Source organism: Alphaproteobacteria bacterium endosymbiont of Tiliacea citrago (genome assembly GCF_964031065.1).
In the GTDB taxonomy this organism is placed as follows: Bacteria; Pseudomonadota; Alphaproteobacteria; order CAJXXZ01; family DAHXLG01.
Genome location: NZ_OZ034995.1, coordinates 128,363 through 153,386, shown reverse-complemented (window position 1 = coordinate 153,386; position 25,024 = coordinate 128,363). Strand labels below are relative to the sequence as shown.

At 26.9% G+C, this 25,024-nt stretch carries 28 protein-coding genes, 4 tRNA genes and 1 rRNA gene; 21 read left to right on the top strand and 12 right to left on the bottom strand.

Annotated elements, in window-relative coordinates:
* Positions 1–23 precede the first annotated feature (23 nt).
* Positions 24–998, bottom strand: a complete 975-nt coding sequence (locus AAHM83_RS00815; RefSeq protein ID WP_342262129.1) for a hypothetical protein — start codon at positions 996–998, stop codon at positions 24–26.
* Positions 999–1,115: 117 nt separating this feature from the next.
* Between AAHM83_RS00815 and rrf the strand changes: the two genes are divergently transcribed.
* From rrf to AAHM83_RS00800, 3 genes are all read left to right on the top strand, one after another.
* Positions 1,116–1,232, top strand: a 5S ribosomal RNA gene (gene rrf / locus AAHM83_RS00810).
* Positions 1,233–1,256: 24 nt separating this feature from the next.
* Positions 1,257–1,580, top strand: a complete 324-nt coding sequence (locus AAHM83_RS00805; RefSeq protein ID WP_342262128.1) for a hypothetical protein — start codon at positions 1,257–1,259, stop codon at positions 1,578–1,580.
* 27 nt (positions 1,581–1,607) lie between these two features.
* The gene (locus tag AAHM83_RS00800) at positions 1,608–2,444 is read left to right on the top strand and encodes a methionyl-tRNA formyltransferase (RefSeq protein ID WP_342262127.1); all 837 of its coding nucleotides are present in this window, start codon (positions 1,608–1,610) and stop codon (positions 2,442–2,444) included.
* Position 2,445: 1 nt separating this feature from the next.
* Here the strand turns inward: AAHM83_RS00800 and AAHM83_RS00795 are convergent, their stop codons facing one another.
* Both AAHM83_RS00795 and aspS read right to left on the bottom strand, forming a co-directional pair.
* Positions 2,446–3,147, bottom strand: coding sequence for a division plane positioning ATPase MipZ (locus AAHM83_RS00795; RefSeq protein ID WP_342262126.1), 702 nt, complete (start codon positions 3,145–3,147; stop codon positions 2,446–2,448).
* A 52-nt stretch (positions 3,148–3,199) separates the two neighbouring features.
* Positions 3,200–4,933: an aspartate--tRNA ligase gene (gene aspS / locus AAHM83_RS00790; protein WP_342262125.1), complete on the bottom strand. Its 1,734-nt coding sequence runs from the start codon at positions 4,931–4,933 to the stop codon at positions 3,200–3,202.
* Positions 4,934–5,061: 128 nt separating this feature from the next.
* Here aspS and rpsD point away from each other — a divergent pair, with 128 nt between their 5' ends.
* Both rpsD and AAHM83_RS00780 read left to right on the top strand, forming a co-directional pair.
* Positions 5,062–5,682, top strand: coding sequence for a 30S ribosomal protein S4 (gene rpsD / locus AAHM83_RS00785; protein WP_342262124.1), 621 nt, complete (start codon positions 5,062–5,064; stop codon positions 5,680–5,682).
* The gene (locus tag AAHM83_RS00780) at positions 5,679–7,142 is read left to right on the top strand and encodes a hypothetical protein (RefSeq protein ID WP_342262123.1); all 1,464 of its coding nucleotides are present in this window, start codon (positions 5,679–5,681) and stop codon (positions 7,140–7,142) included. Before rpsD ends, AAHM83_RS00780 begins: the two co-directional genes overlap by 4 nt.
* 5 nt (positions 7,143–7,147) lie before the next feature.
* On the opposite strand, the gene AAHM83_RS00775 is transcribed toward AAHM83_RS00780, so the two are convergent.
* Positions 7,148–7,501, bottom strand: coding sequence for a 2Fe-2S iron-sulfur cluster-binding protein (locus AAHM83_RS00775; RefSeq protein ID WP_342262122.1), 354 nt, complete (start codon positions 7,499–7,501; stop codon positions 7,148–7,150).
* Positions 7,502–7,580: 79 nt separating this feature from the next.
* Between AAHM83_RS00775 and AAHM83_RS00770 the strand changes: the two genes are divergently transcribed.
* Together AAHM83_RS00770 and AAHM83_RS00765 are read left to right on the top strand one after the other, a co-directional pair.
* Complete coding sequence (locus tag AAHM83_RS00770) at positions 7,581–7,748, top strand: hypothetical protein (protein WP_342262121.1); 168 nt, start codon at positions 7,581–7,583, stop codon at positions 7,746–7,748.
* A gap of 131 nt (positions 7,749–7,879) precedes the next feature.
* Positions 7,880–8,932, top strand: coding sequence for a hypothetical protein (locus AAHM83_RS00765; protein ID WP_342262120.1), 1,053 nt, complete (start codon positions 7,880–7,882; stop codon positions 8,930–8,932).
* Here the strand turns inward: AAHM83_RS00765 and AAHM83_RS00760 are convergent.
* A complete protein-coding gene (locus tag AAHM83_RS00760; RefSeq protein ID WP_342262119.1) occupies positions 8,927–9,463 on the bottom strand; it encodes a ribonuclease HII in 537 nt (178 codons plus the stop codon). The genes AAHM83_RS00765 and AAHM83_RS00760 overlap by 6 nt on opposite strands.
* Positions 9,464–9,566: 103 nt before the next feature.
* On the opposite strand from AAHM83_RS00760, the gene AAHM83_RS00755 reads away from it, so the two are divergent.
* Positions 9,567–9,923: a hypothetical protein gene (locus tag AAHM83_RS00755; protein WP_342262118.1), complete on the top strand. Its 357-nt coding sequence runs from the start codon at positions 9,567–9,569 to the stop codon at positions 9,921–9,923.
* On the opposite strand, the gene AAHM83_RS00750 is transcribed toward AAHM83_RS00755, so the two are convergent.
* On the bottom strand, positions 9,920–10,435 hold the full coding sequence (locus AAHM83_RS00750) for a hypothetical protein (RefSeq protein WP_342262117.1): 516 nt from the start codon (positions 10,433–10,435) through the stop codon (positions 9,920–9,922). The genes AAHM83_RS00755 and AAHM83_RS00750 overlap by 4 nt on opposite strands.
* Before the next feature lie 8 nt (positions 10,436–10,443).
* Positions 10,444–10,519 (bottom strand) — tRNA-Asn (locus AAHM83_RS00745).
* A 71-nt stretch (positions 10,520–10,590) separates the two neighbouring features.
* On the opposite strand from AAHM83_RS00745, the gene lspA reads away from it, so the two are divergent.
* The 5 genes from lspA (at position 10,591) to AAHM83_RS00720 (ending at position 13,483) form a co-directional block, all read left to right on the top strand.
* Positions 10,591–11,037, top strand: coding sequence for a signal peptidase II (gene lspA, locus AAHM83_RS00740; RefSeq protein ID WP_342262237.1), 447 nt, complete (start codon positions 10,591–10,593; stop codon positions 11,035–11,037).
* Positions 11,034–12,728: a DNA mismatch repair endonuclease MutL gene (gene mutL, locus AAHM83_RS00735; protein ID WP_342262116.1), complete on the top strand. Its 1,695-nt coding sequence runs from the start codon at positions 11,034–11,036 to the stop codon at positions 12,726–12,728. Before lspA ends, mutL begins: the two co-directional genes overlap by 4 nt.
* 118 nt (positions 12,729–12,846) lie before the next feature.
* Positions 12,847–12,920 (top strand) — tRNA-Pro (locus tag AAHM83_RS00730).
* Positions 12,921–12,927: 7 nt separating this feature from the next.
* A tRNA-Thr gene (locus tag AAHM83_RS00725) sits at positions 12,928–13,000 on the top strand.
* A 96-nt stretch (positions 13,001–13,096) separates the two neighbouring features.
* Complete coding sequence (locus tag AAHM83_RS00720) at positions 13,097–13,483, top strand: hypothetical protein (RefSeq protein ID WP_342262115.1); 387 nt, start codon at positions 13,097–13,099, stop codon at positions 13,481–13,483.
* A 280-nt stretch (positions 13,484–13,763) separates the two neighbouring features.
* Here AAHM83_RS00720 and AAHM83_RS00715 read toward each other — a convergent pair whose 3' ends face one another.
* Entirely contained in the window at positions 13,764–14,114 is a 351-nt protein-coding gene (locus AAHM83_RS00715) for a hypothetical protein (protein ID WP_342262114.1), read from the bottom strand.
* A gap of 85 nt (positions 14,115–14,199) precedes the next feature.
* Between AAHM83_RS00715 and rsmA the strand changes: the two genes are divergently transcribed.
* Positions 14,200–14,910, top strand: a complete 711-nt coding sequence (gene rsmA / locus AAHM83_RS00710; protein ID WP_342262113.1) for a 16S rRNA (adenine(1518)-N(6)/adenine(1519)-N(6))-dimethyltransferase RsmA — start codon at positions 14,200–14,202, stop codon at positions 14,908–14,910.
* A gap of 19 nt (positions 14,911–14,929) precedes the next feature.
* Here the strand turns inward: rsmA and AAHM83_RS00705 are convergent, their stop codons facing one another.
* The 3 genes from AAHM83_RS00705 to AAHM83_RS00695 form a co-directional block, all read right to left on the bottom strand.
* On the bottom strand, positions 14,930–16,237 hold the full coding sequence (locus AAHM83_RS00705) for a Mur ligase family protein (protein ID WP_342262112.1): 1,308 nt from the start codon (positions 16,235–16,237) through the stop codon (positions 14,930–14,932).
* A gap of 57 nt (positions 16,238–16,294) precedes the next feature.
* Positions 16,295–16,366 (bottom strand) — tRNA-Glu (locus AAHM83_RS00700).
* Positions 16,367–16,425: 59 nt separating this feature from the next.
* Positions 16,426–17,364: a hypothetical protein gene (locus AAHM83_RS00695; protein ID WP_342262111.1), complete on the bottom strand. Its 939-nt coding sequence runs from the start codon at positions 17,362–17,364 to the stop codon at positions 16,426–16,428.
* An 87-nt stretch (positions 17,365–17,451) separates the two neighbouring features.
* Between AAHM83_RS00695 and AAHM83_RS00690 the strand changes: the two genes are divergently transcribed.
* The 5 genes from AAHM83_RS00690 to AAHM83_RS00670 are packed head-to-tail and all read left to right on the top strand — an operon-like array spanning position 17,452 to position 21,222.
* Positions 17,452–18,618, top strand: coding sequence for an MFS transporter (locus AAHM83_RS00690; RefSeq protein WP_342262110.1), 1,167 nt, complete (start codon positions 17,452–17,454; stop codon positions 18,616–18,618).
* Between the two features lie 20 nt (positions 18,619–18,638).
* Positions 18,639–18,767, top strand: a complete 129-nt coding sequence (rpmH, locus tag AAHM83_RS00685; RefSeq protein ID WP_342262109.1) for a 50S ribosomal protein L34 — start codon at positions 18,639–18,641, stop codon at positions 18,765–18,767.
* A 9-nt stretch (positions 18,768–18,776) separates the two neighbouring features.
* A complete protein-coding gene (locus tag AAHM83_RS00680; protein ID WP_342262108.1) occupies positions 18,777–19,715 on the top strand; it encodes an ABC transporter permease in 939 nt (312 codons plus the stop codon).
* Between the two features lie 12 nt (positions 19,716–19,727).
* Complete coding sequence (locus AAHM83_RS00675; protein ID WP_342262107.1) at positions 19,728–20,438, top strand: ABC transporter ATP-binding protein; 711 nt, start codon at positions 19,728–19,730, stop codon at positions 20,436–20,438.
* A complete protein-coding gene (locus AAHM83_RS00670; protein ID WP_342262106.1) occupies positions 20,431–21,222 on the top strand; it encodes an MlaD family protein in 792 nt (263 codons plus the stop codon). The genes AAHM83_RS00675 and AAHM83_RS00670 overlap by 8 nt, the downstream gene beginning before the upstream one ends.
* Before the next feature lie 174 nt (positions 21,223–21,396).
* Here AAHM83_RS00670 and AAHM83_RS00665 read toward each other — a convergent pair whose 3' ends face one another.
* A complete protein-coding gene (locus AAHM83_RS00665; protein ID WP_342262105.1) occupies positions 21,397–22,011 on the bottom strand; it encodes a hypothetical protein in 615 nt (204 codons plus the stop codon).
* Between the two features lie 94 nt (positions 22,012–22,105).
* Here AAHM83_RS00665 and AAHM83_RS00660 point away from each other — a divergent pair, with 94 nt between their 5' ends.
* Positions 22,106–23,593 carry an amidase family protein gene (locus AAHM83_RS00660; RefSeq protein WP_342262104.1) on the top strand — a complete coding sequence of 496 codons (1,488 nt, stop codon included), beginning with the start codon at positions 22,106–22,108 and terminating at the stop codon, positions 23,591–23,593.
* Positions 23,590–25,017: an Asp-tRNA(Asn)/Glu-tRNA(Gln) amidotransferase subunit GatB gene (gene gatB, locus AAHM83_RS00655; protein ID WP_342262103.1), complete on the top strand. Its 1,428-nt coding sequence runs from the start codon at positions 23,590–23,592 to the stop codon at positions 25,015–25,017. Before AAHM83_RS00660 ends, gatB begins: the two co-directional genes overlap by 4 nt.
* The last annotated feature ends 7 nt before the right edge of the window (positions 25,018–25,024 follow it).

Sequence of the window (25,024 nt, the reverse complement as noted above, 5' to 3'; positions counted from 1 at the left end):
ATTATTATTTTTAAGTTGAAAAATCAGTTGATGTTTTGAGCTTTTCTAATTTTTTCAATTAATTTTTTGATATTTTCTGGCTGGACCTCTTCTATTGTAATACGTAAAATCTCAAGAGCATCTTTGATGATCGCTTTTTTCTCATCTGTAGATAACGAATATATATCTTTCTTCTCTTCTTTTTCGAATTTTTTTAATTTTTTGTCTAAGCTTTGAATTATTTCAATTTGTAATAATTTGAAAAAATTATCTGTATTTGTAAAGTTTTCTTTTAAGATTTCTTTTTTTAAAAGTTCTAAAGATTCATTTAATTTTAAAAACTTTTCATGAAGTTTGTTTTTAAACTTTTTATTTAATAGTCTACAGATGGCCTCAATTTTTTCATTATTTAGTTTGAGAGGGTCGGGTATCGAATACAAAACTATAGATTCAATTAAAATAGAAGAATAAGGTTGCAAATCTGAAAGCAGTTTTTTAAAAACAGGGCTATTAGAATATTTTTCAGATATTTCATCAGAACACATAAATTTTAATTGAGTTAAGTCTCCTTGAAAAAGCTTTGTAAGAATTTGTTTATGTTTTTCTGGTTTTTTTAAAAGTTGTTGATTTTTTTCAATTGTTGATTTTATGTTTTTTTCTGAGTACATCGAGCCCAACCAAATAAAATCTTGAAGCAAAGAAATTCCACAAAAATAAGGCAAGACTTCTAATTTTAAAATAATGCTATCAGGAATTTGTTGTAATTTGACTTGAAAAGCAGACAATGCAACAGCAATAAAAAGTTTTGTTAATCTTTCAAGTGCATATGGTCTTTCTTTAATAAACTTATCAAAAATTTTATTTTCTTTGTCGTTACTTTCAGAACATAGGATTAATAAGTTAAATAATATTTCTTCATCAGAGATGTTTGTGTTTTGACACTCAAACGTTTTTAGATTTTCCTGTCGTGTGTTTAACGAAGAAAAAAAACTAAAAATTAAATATAAACTTTTTTTCATATGAAAAGAGTATCAATAAAAGGGTGAAAACACAATTAAAATGAAATTTTAAAAAAAAACATAAAAAAGCTATTGCGTTAATAAACAAAATGTAATATCCTTTGTTTAGAAATAAAGGTTGATGATTATAGCGGAAAAAGAACCACGTGATTCCATTTCGAACTCAGCCGTGAAAGTTTCCAGCGTCGATGGTAGTTAGCCTTAAGGTTTAGCGAGAGTAGGTCGTCGTTGATCTTTATTTTGTTTTTTATATTTCATATGTTAAAAGTTAAAGTTTTAAATTTTTCAGATATTATTTTAGAAGAAGATTTTTCAACTGTTAATTTTTTTTCTTTTGATGAGGGTTTTATTGGTATTCATAAAGATCATGAAAAAATGAAGTTTAAATTGGTTCCTTCAAAAATCATACTAAAAAAAGATGAGCAAGAAGTCGTTTTATATTCTGGATTTGGCTTTGCTTCTGTAATTGAGAATATAGTTTCAATTGTTGGCTATCCAGTTTCTGAAAGTAAAGATAAGTTTGAATTAATTTGTAATCAATTAAACAATTATGGAAAAAAATGCATTAAAGAGTTTTGTTAATTAAAATAAAAAGATATAATTTGCAAAATGATAAACATAGTTTTGATAGGAACTCCGAAATTTGTGATTCCATTTTTTGAAGAGATTTTAAATGATAAAAATTTTAATATTGTTTCTATTATTACAAGAGCTGCAAAAGAAAAATTAAAAGTTTCAGATATAAGTATTTGGGGTAAAAAAAAACAATTAAAGGTAATAGAATCAAAAAATTTTAATAAAGATCAAGAAGTAATGGAGGTCTTACAAAAAGCAGATGTAGCGTTAGTTTTTGCTTTTGGAAAAATAATTTCAAAAAATATGTTGTCTTTACCTAAAAATGGTTTTTTAAATATTCATCCATCTAAACTACCAGATTTAAGAGGGCCATCTCCACTGCAAACAGCAATTTTAAAAGGGTATAAAACAAGCGCATTAACTTTAATGAAAATGAACGAAAAAATGGATGAAGGCGATATAATATCTCAAAAAGAATTTAATATAAATAACAATCACAATATCAACGTTGTAATGCAAAAACTGGGATTTTGGGGGCCAAAATGGATATCTGAAGAAATTATGAAATTTTTAAAGAATCCAATTTTAAAAAAACAAGACGAAACCAAAGCCACATATTGTTATTTAACAAAAAATGAAGATTATTTCATAACGAATGAAAATGCAGATGAAATTTTAAGAAAAATAAGAGCATTGGGATATGTTTTTTTATCGGTCAATGGCATTAATATTAAATGTTTTTTGGCTAAAAAAGAAACTTCTGATTTTATGTTAAATCAAGTATCTCCTGTTTTTTTACAATTCCCAGGAAAGAAAATTATGCATGTAAGGAACTTTTTAAATGGATATAAAAACAAACTAACAAGCTAAATTAACTGTTTTTTATTTCTTTCCAAATTGATTTTATTTCAAATTTTGCAGCAATATTTGAAATTGATAGCTTTGATTTCAAATCTAAAACAGTAGCCCCCTTATTAAAAAGTTCTCTATAAATGCTTCGATCTTTCGGGCCGTCTAAAAGCTTGAAATCAATTTTTTTAGATAATTCTGCTAGCTTTTTTTGAATTTCTTTAGTGTGATTAGAAGAAATAGGGCTAGATCTATTCCTAATAACTAACCATTTTAATTTTTCATTATAATTTTTGCTATCATAAATAAATTCATAATAATTACCAAAGGTAGACCATTTTTCTTTTTCAATTTTCATAATTGTGTTGATATCAATAAAACTATCATTAATTGGAGTAATAATTATATCCGCTTTTTTATGCATTTCAAGTAAAGAAGGTTCGTATCTTCCAGGAGTATCAATAATAATAAGCTTGTCGTTCTTTATGTTTATATCCTCTTCAATTTTTTTAATTTCTTCAATAGAGGAAGCAAAAATATGGTCTTTCCAAACAGGAAGATTATAATTTTTCCTATTGTTATAATAAGTTGAAAAAGAAAATTGAGGAAAATCTAAATCAATTGTACAAATATCTGTTTTGTCTAAAAATGCTTGAACTGCAATATGAAAGGCTAATGTGGATTTACCAGTTCCTCCTTTAATGCTGCTAAAAATAACTATCATAATATCTTAGAAAGGATATCATAATTTTTATATAATTTACATATTTCAATGTTTATTTTGAATTATCTAATGTTTTAATAGCAATCTCTTTCAAGAATTTTTCATCTAAAAAGCAAGGAGATTCCATTAGTAAGTTTTCACCTTTTTGGTTCATAGGAAAAGCAACAATGTCTCTAACATTAGATTTTTTACTGAGAAGCATGATAATTCTATCAATACCAGGAGCAGCACCAGCATGAGGAGGCACACCATATTTAAAAGATTTAAAGACAGGGAACCTGCTTTCTAAATCAGATGCATCTTGTCCAATTAAAGAAAAAACTTTGTGAATCAAATTTAAATTGTGGTTACGTACAGCTCCACTAGTAATTTCATAGCCATTGCAAACAACATCGTATTGATAAGATAAAATTTCACCAAGAGGAAGATCAATATCTTGTGGCATAGAAAAAGGGTTATGCATAAAATCCCAAACACCATCAGTTTTTTCAAACATAGGGAAATCAGTAATAAAACAGAACTTATAATCATTTTTATTAATTAAATTAAGCATGTTACCAAGTTCAGTAATCAGCATACCACTAAGTTTATGAGAAATATCATAAGTATCAGCAATTAAAAACAACAAATTATGGTCGTCTTTTTGTGTAGCCTGTTTTAAAGTTTCAGTTGAAAGCATTTTAGACAAAGGTCCAGTCCAAGAGCCGTCTTTAAGATAACAATAAGCAAGCCCCTTAGCGCCTTTATCCATCATAACTTTAGTTAATTTTTTAAGCTCATTATTATTATAATCCATTTTTACAGAAACAGTTAATAATCTTCCGCCTTTTTCAACAACAGGCTTCAAAATATCAGGAGCCTCTTGTATATCAGTTATATCAAAAATTTTTAAAGGATTACGCAAATCAGGTTTATCAGTACCATAAGTTTCAATAGCTTCAGTATAAGGAATTCTAGGAAAAACATCTTCTATTTCAGCATCAGAAAACTCTTTAAAAGTTTTTGAAAGAACAGATTGAAGAACGTTCAAAACATCTTCTTGCTGAGCAAATGCCATTTCAAAATCTAACTGATAAAATTCACCAATTAATCTATCAGCACGAGAATCTTCATCTCTAAAACAAGGAGCAATTTGAAAATATTTAGAAACACCAGAAGCCATCAAGAGTTGTTTGAATTGTTGAGGAGCTTGAGGTAAAGCATAAAATTTACCAGGATGCATTCTGCTAGGAACAACATAGTCTCTAGCCCCTTCAGGAGAAGGAGAAGCAAGCAAAGGAGTTTGAATTTCTTGAAACCCCAAAGAATTCATTTGATTTCTCAAAAAATTAATCACATCCGTTCTTAATTTTAAAATTTTTTGCATTTCAGGGGTTCTTAAATAAAGAAATCGATAAGAAAGTTGTAACTCTTCGTTTAAATCTTCTTGATGCAAAGCAAACGGTAAAATTTCAGCTGAACTTAAAATATTAAAGGATTCAATTATTAATTCAATTTCTCCAGAAGGGATGTTTTTGTTAATGTTTTGATCGTCTCTTAAAACAACTTCACCCAAAACAGAAATAACAGATTCAACTTTTAAATCTTCAATTTGGCTAAATCCAGAATGTTCAGGATGAATAGTACACTGAATCATACCAGAATGATCATAAATATCTAAAAACAAAATACCACCATGATCTCTTTTTGTTCTAATCCAGCCAGCAATTTTAACTTTTTTTGAAATAAAAGATTTGTTTATTTCAATGCAAGTGTTTGTTCTATATTTGTTAAATTCATATTCCACAATAATAACAGCATACAATATGCGTAAATTTATTTGAACTAGTAAAAAAAGAGGTGAGAAAAGGAAAGGTTGTTTGACATAGAACAAAAAAAAGCATAACATAAAACATATTAATTTAAAGGAGAAACATGACAGCCAAGGTTCAAGCAAAGCATAAAGTCAGCAGAAGGTTGGGAGTAAACCTTTGGGGTGATCCAAAAAGTCCATTTAATACAAGGCCAACAAAACCAGGTCAACATGGTAAAAACGCAAGAAGAAAAAAAATTTCAAGCTATGGAACTCACTTAATTGAAAAACAAAAAATTCAATTTTATTATGATATGAAAGAAAAACAATTCAAAAGATTTTTTAAGAATGCATATAAAAAGAAGAACGTAGTTGAAACATTTTTTGGAGAATTAGAATCAAGATTAGACACAGTAGTTTTCAGAGCAAAATGGGCTCCAACAATTTTTGCAGCAAAGCAAATGGTTAAGCATAGACACGTTTTAGTAAATGGAAAATTAGTTAACATTTCCTCTTATCTAGTAAAAACAGGTGATGTAATAAGCTTGGTAGATAGAATGAAGAATCATCAAATAGTATTATCTTCTTTAGAAAGAGCAAATAAAGAAGTTCCAGCCTATTATGAAACATCAACAGATGATAAAGCCGTAACTTTTTTAAAAGTGCCAACGATTGCTGAAATACCATATCCTTTTGAACTTAATCCTTCGTTACTTGTTGAGTTTTACTCAAGAAAAATGTGATTAACAAACATAATTCAATTTTTGTTTCAAGTTATAAAATTGGAATTGAACGCTTAGTTTATCTAAAAAATTTCACACAAAATTCAAATTTAACTGAGGACGAAACTTATGTTTTTAGGAATGATGAATATATAAAATATCAAAATAATTATAGTAAAAAAATTTATTACTCAAAAAAAATATTAGAATTAGATAATAATGAAAAAGAAGAATCTTCTTGTGTTTTGAATAACGATATAATAATTGAAAATTCAGAATTAAGAAAAAACATAAAAAATATAACTTCTTTAAAAGAACTAAAAAAAGAATGTTTAAAACACAAGTATATCTTAGTTGAACAAGAACTTAAAAGTATTTTTGAGGATGATTTTGGATATGTAACATGCAATAAATATAGTGAAACAAAAGAGGGAAAACGATGGTTTCAAATTCACAGTATAAGGCATCCAGTATCAGAATTAGAAAAATTAAAAGCTTTAGCAATTTTTAAAAAAAATTATTCTTATAATAAAGAATTTTTAAGTTATATAGAAACAAATTTTGATCAAAAAACACCAAAAGAACTTTATGAAATGTTTTTTGAAGAGGTTCCAATTTTAAATGTTGTGGAATTAAATTCAGATTTTTATGATGCTTTTTATATAAATGTTAATTTAAAAGAAAGAATGATGTTTGACCCAGAGGTTTTTCATTGTTTGGACACAGATTCACAAAATCAGTCAATATACGTTGGAAGACAAGAAAATTCAACAGTTCAAAATCAAATTATTTATAATCCAAAATTTTTAGGATATCCAGAATTTCCATCTCCAACAGTGGAGGTTGTGTTTTTTCCTAAAGATGTAAATATGAAGAGCAATAAGTTTAAATCAACTTTAGATAGCACAATCGAAAATAAATCAATGCAAAAAACTATTTTTAATCAAAATAAATTAGATTCAATTAACTTACAAGATCAATATAAAGTGAGCTTTAGCTTTGATAACTCAAGAGATAATTTTGAAGTAAATTGTGATGGCTATTATGATTTAATAAATCTTTATAATAATGATTTAATAAAAATTTATGAGTCTCATTTTAATTTATTTTCAAATCAAGGTAATTTTTATAAAAATTATAAAAAATTTTTGAACGAGTTGTTATATAAAATTTGTATAAAAAAAGAACAAATTGAATTTGCAGATAAGTTTAAAATTGACAGTGATTTTTTTCAATTATTAAACAAAACGAATCAAATTTTAGCCGTTTTTGATCAATTTTTAGCAAAAAAACACATAAAAAACATCAAAAAAGATGCTTTTTTAAACAAAATTAGATGGGATTTTTATAGTTTAGAATCAAATATAGCAATAGATATAGCAACCTCAAAAGACAATCTTGACAAACATGACTTCAAAAAAAACTGGTGTCTAGCAAAAGAATATTGGGTTATAACAGAAGAGGAAGAAGTTTTCATTTAGCAAAATTAAGAGCAAGAGCAACATCCGCAAAAATTGTTAGTTTGATTAGGAATTTTTACAGTAATACCATCTAGTTTTCTAGTCAGAATAATTTGACATCCAAGTCTTGAATGTTTTTGTAGTCCAAAAGCAAGATCAAGCATATCCTCCTCTTCATCTAAAGCTGCAGGAAGAAGGGAAAACCACGGTTCTTCAATAATTAAATGACAAGTTGAACATGATAAAGATCCTCCACAAGCTCCTTCTAATGGTAACTCATGAAAATGAGCCACTTGTAATAAACTTTCGCCTTCATTGGCTTCTATAGATACTATTTCTTCATTTGGTAATATAAAATTAACGGTTATTGTTTCTTTCACTTTGTTATTTTAGTCTATTATTTTATTTTTAGGAACTGACTAGATTTTTAATTAAAATTTTTTCTGTTAACATAAAAACATGTTTTTTCGCTTAGTTTTTGTTTTTCATTTTTCATTTTGTTATTCTAGTAAACTTGAAGAAGTTAATAAATTTTTTGCAGAAGTAGATCAATTTTTAGTAAAACATGGTTTTAATTTTAACTCAAACTGTTTTCCTGAAGAGGAAAAAAATTTTTTGATTGTTTAACTGCAGAAGAAATAAAGTTTTTTAGTGAGGATAGTAAATATCCTATGGTTGTTAATATAATAAAGAGAAATTCCGCAAAAAATTCAGAGTTTATCTATTTAATTGACCTTTTTTCTAACCGTATAATAAATTTGATAAAAATAAAAAAAGCTAAAACAAGGCTCCCTAATAAAGAAGATAGAAAATTTTCTTCTTCCACATATGTTGATGAGGAAACCCAGAAAATTATTGTAGAATTTGATGCCCTGATTAAGAAGTTGGCAAAAGTTTTTAAGCCTCAAGAAAAAAACTCTCAACCAAATACTCAATTTTTTTACGAAGATCAACAACAAAATTTTCGATCAACTTATACGAAAAAAGAAGAGTTTTCTGAGTATTACAGGTGTGATAATGGCGAATATGTTTTTGCTTATTATGTTGATAAGTTTTTTTTATTAAATAAAAAGATTAATACATATCTATCTTATGATGATTATCTTAATAATGTTTACACTCTAAAAAAAGATCGTTTTGGATTGTTTTTATTAAATTATTATTATGGTTCGCTTCGTGTAACGCTAAGAAAAGAAGGGTGGGGGTTATTGGGAGTTGTTAAATTAAAAAATAAAGAGATATTTCTTCTTCCAGATTATTTTAATACTCAAAGAATAGAGGTTTTAGAAAAAATAGGCCGTTTAAAATCAAATAATCTTGAAATTTATATTTCTATAAGATCTAAATTTTCATTATATGAATTTTATTATTTTGAAGCCGCTTCTTGCTATTGTCGTTCTATATATGATATTCAAGATGCAAAAGATTTTTTAAACAGGATAAACTTAACAGAAGAAGCTTTGAAAAACAAAAAAATAATTGATATTTTAAATTATCAAAATTCACAAGATAGAGGAGATGTTCCTTATAATTATTATGAAAATTCACATCAAACAAATTCTTCAAACAGAAGAGGAGAGCCTTATTACGCAAATTACAACCAAAGAAAACCCTGTTTTTATAAAGCACAATCGATGGAAAACGATGATTTTGAAGATTATAAAAAAGAAGAAAGTTCTTTTAAAAGTCAAGATGATAAGCCTAAAAACAATCTATTTCTTTTAGCTGGTCTATTTTTTTCTTTTACATTTATTGTGGGTTTTTTATGTTTTCTTTTTTCAGATTTAAAAGAGACTAGTGTAAATTTATAAATATTTTTTTATATCATAAATTACTCTATGCATTTCTGAAAATCCATGTTTTTTAATTGCTTCTTGATGTTCTTTTGTTCCATATCCTTTATTTTTATTTAGTTTATATTCTGGAAACGTGCTTGAAATTTCTTGCATATAGTTATCTCTTGTTACTTTTGCAATAATAGATGCTGCTGATATTTCTTGAATAATAGAATCTCCTTTTATTATTGCTTCACAATCAAAATATTTTGGTTTTTTTCCATCTATAATGAATTTTCCCTCTATTTCTTCTGTTGCTCTTAAAAGTGCTTTTTTATATGCTTGAGCTAAACCTAAGGTGTTTATTTCTTCAACGGAGGCTATTCCTATTCTGTATTCGGAAATTTCTTCGATTAATGGAAAAAGAAGCTGCCTTTTTTTTTCCGAAATTTTTTTTGAATCAAAAAGCTTAAAATTAGGTGGTTCTAAAAATTTTAATGCGCAAATATATAATGGACCCGCCCATGATCCGTATCCTACTTCGTCTATACCAATAATTTTTTGCATTTTTGTTTAACTTTAAATTTTTTATACAAAATAAACAATTGTAAAATAAACAATTTTTCAGTGTGAATTGACAAAAAGTAAATTTTACTTTAATTTAATAGAGATGAGTTTTTTATTAATTTTGTGTTGTTTTAATTTTCGTCTTGTTAGCTCTAATGAATCAAATCAAAATAAGGCTGTAAATTTTATTGGAGTAGATGAAGTTACAGAATTTATAACTGATGAAAAATTTTTTAAAGATGATTCTAATACATCGCAAAAAAAAACTAATTTCACAGAGGGGAAAAGAAGGAACCCAAAGAAAAGACTAAACACATTTCAACAAGAAAGCTTTTCAAAAACAACTTTTGTTTGTGATTTCAACAAAAATAATTTTCATAAAAGATATTTATTTATATGTTTGTTTTCTATTCTTTTGATTTATATTGTTCAACATTATTGGAGCTCTTTTGTTTTTTAAATTTTGTGCCTAAAAATAAAACCTTTGTTGGTATTTTTCTTAAACTTTAAACAACAAAAAAAATCGGAAATTATTCCTTTTTCTTTTAAATTTTTTAAAATTTTTAATGTTTGTTCTTTTTCATAAAAATTTTTAGAATATCCAATTATCCAAATAAAATTTTCGTTTTCATAGAAAAAATAGTTATTAAAATTAATTTTTTCTTTTCTAAAGCTATTTTTTATCATTTGCATTTTGTGTTTTGAATCATGTTTTTTTTTAAAAGCTAAAAAGTTTAATACTTTTTTTTTATGTGCTTTTGCTGCCGTTAAAATTTTATCTAAGTTTTTATAGTCAGATAATATTCCAATCAAAATTATTTGGTTTTCAAATTCTATTGCATATATTTGTGTTTCATATATTTTTTTATTAATTATTTTTGATTTAAATTTATTGTTTAGATTACTTTTTAAATTAATATTATTTTTCGAATCTAAAAAAAAATAAAAAAAGAAAAAAAATTTTTTTATCATATTAAAAATGGCTCCTTGAGCTGGACTCGAACCAGCGACCCAATGATTAACAGTCATTTGCTCTGCCGACTGAGCTATCAAGGAACTATGCTAAATATATATTTTTTAATTTTTAAAGTCAACTCTAGTAATCTAAAAAAAAAAAACTTAAATTTATCAATATGGCGTGGTTGTTCGTTCTAATTATTGCAATAGACCAAATTACTAAAAGATTGGCCACTTATTATTTTTATAGAAATGTTTTTTTTTCTTATTATGGTTTTTCTAATACTTTAGTTAATAATAGAGGCATCAGTTTTAGCATTTTTGCTGATTATAAATATTTTTTTTTGTTAAAATATTTTGTTTTAATTGGAGTTTTTTTTTTGATTTATTTTTTAAAAAAATCTAAGGATAGATTTGAATCTTTGGCTTTAATTTTGATTTTGTCTGGAGGGGTAAGTAATTTATTGGATCGATGTTTTTTTGGTGGTGTTGTGGATTTTTTAGTGGTTAAGTTTTTTTTAATTCCTGAATTTATTTGTAATTTTGCTGATTGTATGATAAATTTAGGCGCTTTTTTGCTTATTATTAGAATTATATTGGATTTTAAAAACAGATGATTAAAAAATTAAGTGAACTTATAATTAAACAAATAGCGGCTGGAGAAGTGATTCAAAAGCCTTATAATGTTGTTAAAGAGTTGGTTGAAAATTCTATTGATTCAAACGCCACAGAAATTAGCTTGTTTTTTAAAGATTATGGTATGGGTTCTATCATTATTATAGATAATGGATATGGTTTTTCTAAAGAAGACTTAGAAATTGCTACTTTAATGCATACAACTTCTAAAACTAATGATAATGACTCTTTATTTGGCTTAAATAGCTATGGTTTTAGAGGAGAGGCTTTGTCTTCAATTGATTCTATTTCTGATTTAATAATTGAAAGTAATGGATTTATGCTTAAAAACAAATCTATTTCTATTTCTTTAGTTAAACAAGGAACTAAAATTTCTGTAAACAATTTATTTCAAAACATACCTGCTAGATTGAAATTTATAAAAAACCCATCTCTTGAGTTTAAGTTTATTAAAGAGTTATTAAAAAAGTTTATTATTTCAACACCTCAGATCAGTTGGAACGTTCATTTAAATGGTAAAAAAATTTGGAAATTACTTAATGATTCTCAAGAAAACAGAGTGGAATTTTTGTTTAAAGAGAAGCCAATTATGATAGAAAAGGAGTTTAATGGAATAAAAATTAAAGCTTTTATTTTAAAAAACTCTTCAAATGTTTCAGTAATTTTTGTTAATAATCGTATTATTAAAGATAAAGCAATTAATAAGTATCTTTATAGTTTATTTAAAGAATATACTTTTATTAATGAAAATCCTGGTTATATTTTGGAAGTTACCATTGATCCTTTGATGGTTGATTATAACGTACATCCAGCTAAAGAAGAAATAAGGTTTGTTAGTTATAGTGATGTTTTTCGTTTGCTTAGTTCTGTCTTTTCTATGCATAATTTGGTTAATGATTTAAACATTAATTTTTCTGATTACTCTTTAAATAATTATAAATCTATATCTGATGATTTATATATAAAAGAAGAATCTATTAAGGGGGTTAATGATTGTTTAGTCTCAGAAAAATTATTTGACCATTACTCTGTTGAAAAACAAGATGTTCAAAAAAAATTTGCCTGTGAGGCGGTGGCAGTTGAAGACGTTTTTCAAGAAGCTTTTCAAAGTAAGAACAAAGAATTTTTCAAAGAGCCTGTTTGTTTGTTTAAAGTTATTGGTCAATTTAGAAACTCCTATATATTGTTTGAAACACAAGATGGATTAGGTGTTTTTGATCAACATGCTGCACATGAAAGAAAAATTTATGAAGAATTGAAGCTTTCTCTTAACAAGGAATCCTCTCAAAAATTATTAATGCCAATTAAGCTATCTTTTTCAATAGAAAGAAAAGATTTTATTTTGAATAATTGTTCTATTTTTGAAGAAAAGGGTGTTTTTTTAAATGAAAAAGAGCTTTTGGGTGTTCCAATTATATTAAAAAATATTACAGATTTAGTTGAATTTTTAAATAATATTGATGTTTTTTGTAATATTGAAACGGAAATTGATCGTTTTTTAGCTAATATTGCTTGTAAAAATGCATTAAAAGCGAACACAAGTTTATCTTATTTTCAAATGCATAATTTATTGCAAAGTGCATTGCTTAATCCGCCTGTTTGTAATCATGGACGGCCGGTTTTTAAATGGTTTTCTGATAATCAAGTTATGGCTTTTTTTAAAAGGATTTAAATTGATTTTAAGTGGGATAATTTTAGAGTGAAACGTTCTTTAATTGAAAAATTATATTTATTTTGAGGATTTTTTTATTATTTACATTCTATCTTTTTTTTTATAAAATAAAAATATTCGGGATGTGGCGCAGCCTGGTAGCGCGCTTGCTTTGGGAGCAAGATGTCGGAGGTTCGAATCCTCTCATCCCGACGGTTTTGCCGAGTTAGCTCAGCAGGTAGAGCATCTGATTTGTAATCAGGGGGTCATTGGTTCGATTCCGATACTCGGCACGGTTTTTTATTTTTAATTTAGTAGTTGTTTGTTTTAAATTAGTGGTTTTTTGTTATCTGTTTGGAATTTTTTGCGCAGTGTGATATCATAAAATTATGAATAAAAAGTTTTTTGTTTTTTTGTTATTAATTATTTATAAAAGTCACTCTCCTAAAAAAAAGTTTTTAAAAGGAAAAGATGGAATCGGTGAATTGTCTAAAAAAACAAATAATAAGGATAATTTAACTAATAGTTGTTCTTTAATAAGAAAGGGAGCTTCTAAGAAAGATCAATTGCTTTTGTTTAGTCAATGTGTTTCTTTAAAAGATGATCGTGGCTTGTCTATTCAAAAAGCTGTTCTTTTTGCTTGTAATGAGAGGATGGTTTCTTTATCAGATGTTGCTTCTAATGAATTAACTGCTCCTTTAGTGGCTGATTCTTCTTTAGATTCTAATGAGTTGAGTGTTTCTGAAGCTGATGCTCCTTTAGATTATGTTGAATGAGGCCCCTGTATGAGTTTTTTTTATATTCTAGAATAAAGCTCTTGTTAATTCATTGATTCTTTTGACTTTAAGACTTAGGGATCTCTTGAGCAAGTGATTAGAGGAGATACTTATTCTTAATTTGATTTATTCGATCATTTATTGCTTTGATTAATATTCTATTTGATTCTTTTTTTTCGTTTTTTATTGATATTAAGTTTTCAAAAATTGTTCTTGCTTGTGTTTCAGAGGTTATGTGTTCCTCAGATGTTTTTAATTTTATTCCATTATGATATTTGATTTACATATTATGTATATCATTAATGAAGAAATTCAATATATTAGTTATTTCTTGATCTGGTAATTTTTCATAAGATCTTTTATTATCATTGCAAAATTCTTTTAACTCATCAAAAAGTTCCTCTTTCTCTTCTATATCAAAACCGCTACGTGTTGCTGCTTCTATATTTTCATAAAATCCATAAAATTCATCAGCATAGTGAGCATTCATTGCTTCTATCCATCCAGCTTTAACCATATTCCAAGCATATTGAGGAAAGTATTTTTTTTGCAATAAAACTATTTTTTCCTGATCCATTGCTATTGTTTTTTGCATAAATAGCAAAGTTAATATTGCTTTTTTTATAATCATATTATTTCTTTAAACTTTTTTCATTACGTAATCAAGTTGTTTTTCTTGTAGATTTTTTTAAGTATTATTTATATTTTATTTATGGATGTTTAATTTTAAAAAGAGATTTGGTCAAAATTTTTTAGTGAATACTGGTGTGATTAAAAAAATCATTGATTGTTTTGATTCTTTTGATGAAATTATTGAAATTGGCCCTGGTAATGGTGCTTTGACTAAATCTTTTTTGCAAAAAAATAAAAAAATTACTGCTATTGATATTGATATTGATTGTATTCAATCTTTAGAGGATTTATCTATTAATTTAATTCATGCTGATATTTTAAATTATGATTTGCCTAATAATCTGCCTTTAGTTGGAAATCTTCCTTATAATATTTCTTCAAAAATTGTTGAAAAAATTGTGAAAAACACTGTTCCTTACGCTGTTTTTATGTTTCAAAAAGAGGTTGCCGATGTTTTAACTGGGGTTGATTATGGTAAATTAACTGTTTTTGCTCAGTCTAGATATTCTATTCGTAAGCTTATGGATGTTAAGCCGGGGTGTTTTTTTCCTGTGCCTAAAGTTACTTCACAGGTTGTTATTTTTGAGAGAGTTCATACTTATGATTTTGTTGATTTGACTGTTCTTAATCAGATTTTATCACAGCTTTTTATTCATAAAAGAAAAAAAATTAGTTTTGTTCGTAAGAAAAATTTAAAACTTTTTGAAAAAATTCAACTTTGTGGTTTGAATTGTGATAAAAGGCCAGAGGAAATTTCTAAAGAGGAGTTTTTTGAATTGTGTAAACTGTTTTAAACATTGATATGTTTACTGTTTAATATTTTGATAGTTTTTCTGAAAGTTTTCCTGCTGAAAAACAAATTAAATTATTTTTGTTTAATTCTAAATTTGATAGGTCTTCTTTTAATACTTCTAAATTTATTTCGTTTTCTTTTAGGTTCTTTGCAAATATTTCTGTTGTCATTTTATATTTTTGTTCGTTTATTTCTTTTTCGTCTGCTATGTATATTGGGTATAGCCATATTTTAAATCCTTTGAAAATTTCTGGCCATTTTTCTTTGTTTTCTATTATTCTTGATGGTTTGTGAGCTTCAAATATTATTTCAAATTTTTCATTTGGATAGTGTTCTTTTAATGATTCTAACACTGACTTTATTTCGTTTGGATGATGTCCATAGTCTAAAAAAAACTTTAAATTATGATTCCTATATTTTATTTTTTGCATTCTTTTTTTTACGCCTGGAAATGATTGTGTTTTTTTTATAGAGCCATTTAAATTTAGATTCATTGAGTTTAGTAATGCATATATTGCTATGAAATTGCTTGCATTGTGTTTTCCTAATATTGGTAATGAAAATTGTTTATTATTTATTTCGAAAGTAATTCCTGTTTCATTTGCTTTTATATTGGAAAGGTTATAATTTGCATTTTTATTGCCGAATGTTATTATGTTCGGATGGTCTTTTATCTCTAACTTGTTTTTTGCTTCTTCGTTTATAATCACTTTTGTTGTTTCTATATTATTCATTACGAATTCACGGTGATATTTTATTATATTTTCTTTTGTTTTGTAAAAAATCATATGTTCATAATCAAAGTTTAGAAGGAGTTTATATTCTCCTTGCCATTTTAAAAAGGATCCGTCTGATTCATCTGTTTCAATTACTGTATATTGTGATTCTTTAAATTTTGATGGTGATTCTTCTCCGTTAATTATTCCCCCTAAATAATACGATGAATTTAATATGTAGGCTAATAATGAGGATGTTGTTGTTTTTCCGTGTGCTCCTGCTATTAAAATTTTTGTGTTGTTTAATGGCATATATTTTACAAAAAAATCTGTTCTTCCAATTGTTGGGATTTTTAATTTTTTTGCTTCTATCATTAGTGGATGATTTTTTTTTATTGCGCTTGAATAAACTATTAAATCCATTTTAGCGGCGGTTACTTTTTCGTTTGCTTGTTTTATATGTTTTTTTTCATAAATTGTTTTTGAGTAATTTATATTTTTGAGTTCTATAGGGGAATCGTCGTAGCCTAAAACATTATGCCCCTGTTCTTTCATTGTTTTTTCTATGCTACGCATGCTTATACCGTTTACTCCTAATATAAATATATTCATCTTGTTTAGATTAGTTTAAATTTTTTTAAATTAGTAGTCTACTAAGCTTTTAAAACGTATCCCCAACGGGACTTGAACCCGTGTTTTCGCCGTGAAAGGGCGATGTCCTGACCGCTAGACGATGGGGACGTTCTGATTATCTTAGCATATTTTTAATATAAAACAATATGTGAAAAAATTTTTAGTTATTAATTTTTTGTTGTTAGCTTAAAAAGTATGTTTAGTAAATTTGTTATGTAGATTTGAATTGAATCAAACATGAAAATTATTGAAAAGGTCTTTTCTGTTTTTTTTATTTTTGTGAAATAAATTACATTGTCGTTTTCTGTTAAAATTGTTGAAAATGAACGGGGTGCATATATTAATCCTAATGATTCTAATTTATTTATTATGTTTTGCTTTGATATTTCTTTTGTTGTCTCGAATGTGGTTATTATTGAGGATCCTTTGTTTACTGGTACTCTGCAAATGTTTAATATTGTTTTTGTTTTTGTTAATTTATTTAATTGTTTCTTTATCTCTATTTCTTCTTCGGATTCTTGATTTGTTTCGTTTTCCTCTTCTGTTTTTGTTGGATATGGAAATGATATATTAAATGCCAAGGCTTCGGAATGTTTTTTTCCGTTATGTTGAATCACTCTAAATTGACTTTCTTTTATTTCATAATAAAACTGATTCATTGCTTCTTTTCCTAGTTCTGCTATTGGCTTATTTATTGTTAGTGTTAGGTTGTTTATTTCTGTTATTGAAAGTAATTTTGCTATTGGTTCTAATGAAAAATTTGGTAGTTTTATTATTTGCTCTTCTTTTTCTTCTATTTTAAGTCCATTTATTGTTAAGGTTCCTTCGATATTATTTATGTATATTGTTTTTTTACTTTCTGCTTTTGCGTTATGTGTTTTTGTAAGATCTAACAAGAAGCTGTTTTCGTTTGATAGGTTTATTATTATTTCAAATTTTTCTATATTTATTTTTTTTATATCTTGTATTGCAATTCGTTTTGTTTTAAAACTAATTTCTCCGCTTTCTCCGTAACATTCTAAGTCTATGTTGGCAATTTCATCACTTAATCTGTTTAAAAACACTGTGTCTAATAATGTTTTTCCTCCAATAATTGCTATTTTCATTATATATATAATATTTTTTACATTTTTAATTTGCAATAATTAGCTTTTTTAGCTTGTTTCGTTTTGTTAAATTTGTACAATCTTTGTATGAAAGTAAACACAATTTATGGTCTTGGTATTTTGCTTAGTTCTTCTCTTGAAACTTATAATTATATGCTTTTTCCTTTCGTTCAAGGCCTTATTATGCCTTCTTTTTATCATGGTGAAAACAATATTGGTTTTTTAATTTTGCTTTTGGCGGCTTTATTTCGTCCTTTGGGTAGTTTGTTTTTTGGTTATATTGGTGATACTTATAGCCGTAAAACAGCTCTTTTATTGTCTATGAGTTTAATGGCCTTTGCTTGTTTGATTATTGTTTTTTCTCCTAAACATAAAACAATTGGTAATTATGCTATTATTAGTTTGATTATTGCTAGAATTTTGCAGGTTATTAGTATTTCTGGCGAACATGCTGGTGTTGCTATTTCTTTGATTGAATCTTGGAAAAGTAGTAGTACTGATGTTTTTCAAAAATATGGCTTAGCTAGTGGTTTGGTTTATTTGTTTTCTATGTTTGGTACTTTTTTGGTTACTTTTGTTGAATGTAGAATTAATATTTTTAATTGGCGATATGCTTATTTTTTAAGTTTTATTTTGGTTATTTTTTGTTTTTTTTTGAGAAGTTTGCCTTATGTTGAAGAAAAATATAGTAGTGAGGTTCAAGAAAACGATTCTTGTTTTTGGAGAAATTTTTTAGCTTGTTTATTGATTTCTGCTGCTATGAGTAGTTTATATTATTTTAACACTGTTTTTATAAAGTCTTTTTTTCAATTTAAGCAAATTGGGTTTGCTAAAGAGTTTTCTGAGCTTTATTTGTTTATTTATATGTTTGCAACTTTGTTTTTTGGTTTTATTAGTGATTTTTTTAAAAAATTATATCTTTTTATTGTTATTCCTGGTGTTTTTCTTTTTATTAATCTTTCTTTAACCTTATGGTTTTGTAATCCTGTTTTGCATTGTTTAAATATTGTTTTTCTTGCTATGTATGCTGGCCCTAGTCATGCTTATTTTTTTAAATTATTTTCTAATAAAAACAGGTACAAAGGTGTTTCTATTGCTTACAGTTTGGGGACCGCTTTAATTGGTTCCTCCACTCCTTATGTTGCTATTTATCTTATGCATAATTTTGTTTTGATTGTTTTATATCTTCTTTTTTTGATTTCTTTATCTTTGTTTGGGGTCTGTTTGTCTTATCGATCCTTGCAAAATTACTAATTTAAAAATATAATTGCTCTATGAAAAGAACATATCAACCAAGCAATTTAGTTAGAAAAAGAAGGCACGGTTTTCGTATTAGATCTAAAATTTCTAGTCATGTTTTGGCTAATAGAAGAAGTAAGGGTAGAAAAAAACTATCTGCATAAAGGTTTTTAATGAAAGTTTTATATTTAAAAGGTATTTATTCCATAAAAAACATTAATGTTTTATCTGCTTCTTTGAAAGAAGAAAGTTATGATTTTGTTGACTATTCTGGTTCTTCTTTGGACGAATATACTAAAATTTTTTTAGATTCTTATAATTCTGATATAAAAATTCCTGAGTATAGTTACAACACTTCTGAGTCTTTTTTTGATCAAATTTATTTTTTTATTGCTTCTCTCGGTTTTTGTAGAATCTTTTTTAAAAAATTTAAATTTAATTTTCAAAAAAAGTATTTTTATAACAATCTATTATCTGATTTATATATTATGGGCTATGAAACTTTTTTTATAATTGCTTTATTATCTTTTTTTTTGGGGGTTAATTTTGGATATCAATCTTATATTCAACTTGCTGAGTATGGTTTGGTTGATAATGGCATGTCGTTTATTGTTTTATCTTCTTTTAAACAATCGGGCGTTCTTGTTTCTTGCACTATTCTTTCTGCTAAGTATTCTTCCAGTTTAATTTCTCAAGTTGGATTTATGCGTGTTTCTGAAGAGTGGACTGCTTTGAAGCTTATGAAGGTTGATCCTGAAATTTTTATTTTTAAAAGTAAAATTTTTAGTTTAATTATTTTAACTCCTTTTTTTGCTTATATTTCTATATTCTTTACTTGTTTAGGTTCTTTTTTTGTTTTTAAATTGTTTTGTGGAATTAATTTACTTTTTGTTTTAAGCACCGCTTCTGTTGATAATTTAAAACATTTAATTACCCCTTTGATTAAAGGTATTATTATTGGTGCAGGTATTGGTTTAGTTTCTGCTTATGAATCTTCTTTAATTAAAAATAGTTCTGATAATATTATTAAGGGGTTGAATCATGGCGTGGTTATGTCTTTAGTAGTTGCTTTTCTTTTAAATATTACTTTAGATTTAATTTTTGGTTTTTAAAGTGAGGTGTGTGTGCAATTGAAATGTGATGATAATGTTATTGAGACGGTTGATTTAAATTATTTTAGGTATAAAGATATTAATTGGGTCTTGAAAAGAGGCCACATTCATTCTATTATTGGTGGTTCTGGGGTTGGAAAAAGCAGTTTTTTGAGAGTTTTTTTGGGGTTGTCTGATTATACTGGAAAGATTTTTGATCAAAACGAAAAAATTTGGAATGTTCAAAATCAAAATATTGCTGTTCAGTTTCAAAACTCAGCTCTTTTAAGCCACTTAACTGTTGGTGCTAATATATACTTACCTCTATGTATGAAATATGATATTTCAATTGATATTGCTGAAATGATAGCTGTTGGTTTTATGGAAAAGGTTTCTTTATCTTTGGATGACTTTAATAAGTTGCCTTGTGAGTGTTCTGGTGGAATGCAAAAAAGAGCTTCGTTAGCGAGAGCTTTGATTTTATCTCCTGAAATTTTGTTTTTAGATGAGCCTACTTCTGGTTTAGATTCAAAGAGTGCTTTTGCTTATGATGTTTTGATAAAAGAATTAAAAAATTCTTTAAATATGACTGTTCTAATGGTTAGTCATGATCTTGAAAGAGTTGAAGAAATTTCTGATATGGTTACTATTATTACAAAAGAGGGGTTTTTTACAGATACGTTTTCTAATTTGAAAAATAGTGATAATCTGGTTGTGAGGAATTTTTTTAGGTATAATGGTTAGTCAGTTGTCTTTTAAACAAAAAATGGTGTTTTTTTGTGTTTTTTGTTTTTCTTTAGGTGTTATTGGTTTTTTTAGTTATCAACTTATCTTTCGTCAAGAAAAAATTTATTATATACATTTTGATTGTTCTGTTAATGGCTTGAAAGAAGGAAGCGCCGTTACTTATAAAGGAGTTGAAGTTGGTTTGGTTTCTGGAATTACAATAGACGATTCTAATTTTGATTTAATTAAAGTTGCTGTTAAACTTAAGAAAAATTTTCCGGTTTATTCTAATTATGTTGCTAGTTTAAGTTTCAAAGGATTTTCTGGATTCTTTTCTATTGATTTAAATAAAGAGGCATCTAATAATTCTATTGAGATGGCACCTGGCTCTTTCATAACTTATAGGATTAGTACTTTTGATACTATTTTGCAAAGCGCTCCAGAGGTTATTCAAGAAACTAAAATTTTTTTAAAGAAGATGAATTCCTGTTTTACAGAGCAGCAGATTAAAAACATAGGCGATTCTCTTGAGACGTTAGCTATGAACTTGAAAGAATGTAGTGAAGATTTTAAAAACATATCAAAACATGGAAAAAAAGAAGCTGCTTTAATTTTTAAGAGGTTAAACCAAAGTCTTTTAACCTTTACAAAAATAACTAAAAAGATAGATAAAGATTATTCTAAAATTCAAACTGAAGTTATTAATAAGTTTTGCGATATTTCTGATATTTTTAAAAAATTAACTACAAAAGTTTCGGACAAGGCAAATGCTAGAGTTGGTGCTTGGAGATTTTTTTGTTAATTTTTAGATCTCTAATATGTTGTAGTGTGTAAAGTATTATGTGATTTTTTACAAGGCTGAAATATATCAAAAAAAAGATGAACAAGTGGCTGAAGTTTTTTTTAGTTAATTTTTAAATGTTATATCGTTTATGTTAATAAAAACAAATAAATTTTTAATGAAGGTTTTTTTGGTTTAAAAATCTAGTTTGTTAAAGGATACAAATGGTTTTAAACCTGGGCAAATTTCTTTTAATATAATCTCAAAACATGGTTTTGACTTTACTTTTAAATACCATATATACAAAAAATTTAACGCTTTTTCTTTCCATTGAATTTCTCCTAAATAGTCTAATGTTGCTATTGCGCTACCTAAGCTTATATCTAGATAACTGAAATTTTTATTGTTTATCCATTCTTTATTTTCCAATGTTTTTGATGTTTTTATTAAAAATTCATGTGATTTACTTTGTAATTTATTTAGGTTTTCTATGTTTGGTGTGGCTCTGAATATTAATGGTTGGATAATTCTTTCATTTCTTATTGGTAAAATTATTTGATTTATAAAATATCCTTCTATTAGTTCAATTGTTGTTCCGAGTAGGTCTCTATCTTCAACATTCACAAAAGAATCAAGGTTTGAAAAGAAAAAGGTGGCGGCTTCTTTTTGATCTATTTTTGGAGTTTTGATATCGTTTAAGACTTCATCTTTTAATGTTATTGCGCTTTGGTTAAATTCAATTTGATACTCTTTTAATAAGCACAAATATTTCCAGCTGATTGGGCATACTATTCTTGTTTCTAAGATCATATTTATTTATAATTATATACTTTTTTTTGAAAAAAGCATTCTTCTGTTTTTTTCTTTTATTCATTTTAATTTTTTTTTATGTTAAAATTCACGGATGTTAGTAAATCTTAGTATTGAAGAAATAAATTTGGGTATTTTACATAAACATTTTTCATATAAAGAGCTGATTCAGGCTTATTTTGATCAATTTGAAAAATATTCTTTTTTAAATGTGCATATTTCAGAATATTGGAATGAGGCAAAAAAAAAATCTGAAATGCTAGATAATAATTTTCGCGGAGAAAGATCTTCTATTTTGGAAGGAATTCCTATTTCTATTAAAGATATGTTTTTAATTAATGGTACGAAAACTACGGCTGCTTCAAAGGTTTTAGAAAAATTCACTGCTCCTTATGAATCTTTTGTTACTTCTAATCTTTTAAAAAATAATTATATTATGCCCTTTAAAAACAACTTGGATGAATTTGCTATGGGGTCTAGCTCTAGAACTAGTGCTTGTGGTCCTGTTGTTAACCCTTGGATTATTAGTGATGGCGTTTTAAGGGTTCCTGGTGGTTCTTCTGGTGGTTCTTCTAGTGCTGTTGCTGCAAAAATGTCTTTAGGTTCTCTTGGTACTGATACTGGTGGCTCTGTTCGTCAGCCTTCTTCTTTTTGTGGTACGGTTGGTTTTAAACCTACTTATGGTAGATGTTCGAGAAGGGGAATTATTGCTTTTGCTTCTTCTTTAGATCATCCTGGTATTTTTGCTAGAAACGTTCAAGATGCTTGTCATATTTTTGAAGCTATTGCTGGATATGATGCTGGTGAAAACACTTCGTTAAATAAAGAAGTTCCCAAGCTTTCTCAAATTTCTGATGATGTTAAGGGTAAAATAATTGGAGTTCAAACTGATCTTTTTGATAAAATTTTACCAGAATACAAAGAACAATGTTTGCGTGTTATTAAAGAACTTAAACAAAATGGGGCTATTATAAAAGAAATAGAATTGCCTTCTTTAGACACAGCTTTGAAGCTTTATTATATTATTGCTCCTGCTGAAGCGGCTTCTAATTTGGCTAGGTATGATGGTTTAAGATTTGGGCACAAACAAGGTGATTCTTTTGAAGAAATTTTGAAAAATTCTAGATCGTTATTTGGACAAGAGGTTGCTAGAAGAATTTTGATTGGTAAGTTTGTTTTGTCTGCCGATGAATACGATGTGTTTTTAGGTAAAGCTTTAAAGTTAAGACAAGAGATTAAAATGCAAATGGCTGAAATTTTTGAAAGTATAGATGCATTTCTTTTACCAACCGCTCCTGGAGTTGCTTTTGGTCTTGATGATTATTCTAGATCTTCTGTTGAGATGTATTATGAGGATTTGTTTACAATTTTGGCTAATATGTATGGTGGGCCTGCTATTCAAGTTCCAATTGGTTTAATTAAAGACGAAAACTTTAAAGAAAACACAATAATTAATAATCTTAAAACTCAAAAAGGCTTGCCTATTGGAATTCAAGTTTTGGCTAATTGCGAAAGAGAAGATAACGTTATTGCAATTGCAAAAAACATTGAAAAAATTGCTAATTTTGGAGGGTTAGAATGATGTATAAAAAAACTTTAGGTGTTGAAATACACGCTCAAATTGATACTGAAACAAAGCTTTTTTCAAGAGCTTTATTTGATGAGCATTCTGAGCCAAACGAAAACGTGGATTTTTTAGATGCAGGTTTGCCAGGTACTTTGCCTGTTCCCAATGAAAATGCAATTTATATGGCTATGAAAACTTCTTTAGCTTTAAACATGCAAATTAATCAAATTTCTATTTTTGATAGAAAACATTATTTTTATCAGGATCTTCCTCTTGGCTATCAAATTACGCAATTTTATAAGCCTATAGGCGTAAATGGTTACTTGGATTGCTCTTTTGGAAGAGTTAGAATTAACCGCTTACACATTGAAACAGATGCAGGTAAAAGTATTTACAAAGATGGTAAAACTTTTGTGGATTTAAATAGGGCGGGCGTTCCTTTGATGGAAATTGTTACTGAGCCTGATTTTCATAACGAAGATCAAGTAGTTGAGTTTTTAAAAGAACTTAGAGCTATTTTGCTTTGCATTAAAACGTGTAAATGCGATATGGAAATGGGAAATTTGAGAGCAGATGTTAATATTTCGTTAGCAAAAGATGGTGATCCTTTGGGTACTAGAGCTGAAATTAAAAACTTAAACTCATTTAGCAGCATTAGAAAAGCGGTTCAATTTGAGGCGACTTTGCAAGAAAAAACACTAAAAGCTGGGCAAAAAGTTATTCAAGAAACCAAATTGTTTGACCCAACAAACAACACAACAAAGGCAATGAGAAACAAGGAAGATGCTTTAGATTATGAGTATTTTCCAGACCCTGATTTACTACCTGTTTTTATTGATCAATCTAAAATTGATGATTGTAAAAACTCGCTTCCTAAATTACCAATAGCAATTAGGAAAGAGCTTCAATTATTAGGTATAGCAGAAGAGCAATCTAGAACTATTACTGAAACAATGGAAAGATATGAATTTTTTGCTCAATTAATTCAACAATTGCCAGAAAATTTAGTTGTTAAAGCTTCGAACTGGGTTTGTTCTGAGTTAATTGGAAAATTAGCAAAAACAGATATAGAATTGGAAGATTTTTTAAACAGAAGGAAAAATTTCTTTGATATTTTATATAAAGTTATTCTTAAGTGTGAATCTAATGAAATAACTAGGGTTGTTGCTAAGGAAATTTTAGATAAATCAATTTTAGATGAAAAAGATTTAGATTTTAATTCTTTGGTGGAAAAAAACAATTTATTACAAAAAGACACAATAGATATAAACTTTTTAATAGAAAATCTTATAAATAATTCTCCAGATGAAGTTAGCCGGTTTAAAAAAGGAAAAACTTCGTTATTAATGTGGTTTGTTGGGCAAATTATGAAAGAAACTAAGGGGCAAGTTGATCCTGAAGTTATAAAAACTAGTGTTTTAAATTTATTAAATAAATAAATACACT

What these genes read in the sequence shown, in the direction of transcription:
- AAHM83_RS00815 (WP_342262129.1), bottom strand. Translation starts at nt 998, where the DNA reads ATGAAAAAAAGTTTATATTTAATTTTTAGTTTTTTTTCTTCGTTAAAC.
- AAHM83_RS00805 (WP_342262128.1), top strand. Translation starts at nt 1,257, where the DNA reads ATGTTAAAAGTTAAAGTTTTAAATTTTTCAGATATTATTTTAGAAGAA.
- AAHM83_RS00800 (WP_342262127.1), top strand. Translation starts at nt 1,608, where the DNA reads ATGATAAACATAGTTTTGATAGGAACTCCGAAATTTGTGATTCCATTT.
- AAHM83_RS00795 (WP_342262126.1), bottom strand. Translation starts at nt 3,147, where the DNA reads ATGATAGTTATTTTTAGCAGCATTAAAGGAGGAACTGGTAAATCCACA.
- rpsD (WP_342262124.1), top strand. Translation starts at nt 5,062, where the DNA reads ATGACAGCCAAGGTTCAAGCAAAGCATAAAGTCAGCAGAAGGTTGGGA.
- AAHM83_RS00770 (WP_342262121.1), top strand. Translation starts at nt 7,581, where the DNA reads ATGTTTTTTCGCTTAGTTTTTGTTTTTCATTTTTCATTTTGTTATTCT.
- AAHM83_RS00760 (WP_342262119.1), bottom strand. Translation starts at nt 9,463, where the DNA reads ATGCAAAAAATTATTGGTATAGACGAAGTAGGATACGGATCATGGGCG.
- AAHM83_RS00755 (WP_342262118.1), top strand. Translation starts at nt 9,567, where the DNA reads ATGAGTTTTTTATTAATTTTGTGTTGTTTTAATTTTCGTCTTGTTAGC.
- AAHM83_RS00750 (WP_342262117.1), bottom strand. Translation starts at nt 10,435, where the DNA reads ATGATAAAAAAATTTTTTTTCTTTTTTTATTTTTTTTTAGATTCGAAA.
- mutL (WP_342262116.1), top strand. Translation starts at nt 11,034, where the DNA reads ATGATTAAAAAATTAAGTGAACTTATAATTAAACAAATAGCGGCTGGA.
- AAHM83_RS00720 (WP_342262115.1), top strand. Translation starts at nt 13,097, where the DNA reads ATGAATAAAAAGTTTTTTGTTTTTTTGTTATTAATTATTTATAAAAGT.
- AAHM83_RS00715 (WP_342262114.1), bottom strand. Translation starts at nt 14,114, where the DNA reads ATGATTATAAAAAAAGCAATATTAACTTTGCTATTTATGCAAAAAACA.
- rsmA (WP_342262113.1), top strand. Translation starts at nt 14,200, where the DNA reads ATGTTTAATTTTAAAAAGAGATTTGGTCAAAATTTTTTAGTGAATACT.
- AAHM83_RS00705 (WP_342262112.1), bottom strand. Translation starts at nt 16,237, where the DNA reads ATGAATATATTTATATTAGGAGTAAACGGTATAAGCATGCGTAGCATA.
- AAHM83_RS00695 (WP_342262111.1), bottom strand. Translation starts at nt 17,364, where the DNA reads ATGAAAATAGCAATTATTGGAGGAAAAACATTATTAGACACAGTGTTT.
- AAHM83_RS00690 (WP_342262110.1), top strand. Translation starts at nt 17,452, where the DNA reads ATGAAAGTAAACACAATTTATGGTCTTGGTATTTTGCTTAGTTCTTCT.
- rpmH (WP_342262109.1), top strand. Translation starts at nt 18,639, where the DNA reads ATGAAAAGAACATATCAACCAAGCAATTTAGTTAGAAAAAGAAGGCAC.
- AAHM83_RS00680 (WP_342262108.1), top strand. Translation starts at nt 18,777, where the DNA reads ATGAAAGTTTTATATTTAAAAGGTATTTATTCCATAAAAAACATTAAT.
- AAHM83_RS00670 (WP_342262106.1), top strand. Translation starts at nt 20,431, where the DNA reads ATGGTTAGTCAGTTGTCTTTTAAACAAAAAATGGTGTTTTTTTGTGTT.
- AAHM83_RS00665 (WP_342262105.1), bottom strand. Translation starts at nt 22,011, where the DNA reads ATGATCTTAGAAACAAGAATAGTATGCCCAATCAGCTGGAAATATTTG.
- AAHM83_RS00660 (WP_342262104.1), top strand. Translation starts at nt 22,106, where the DNA reads ATGTTAGTAAATCTTAGTATTGAAGAAATAAATTTGGGTATTTTACAT.
- gatB (WP_342262103.1), top strand. Translation starts at nt 23,590, where the DNA reads ATGATGTATAAAAAAACTTTAGGTGTTGAAATACACGCTCAAATTGAT.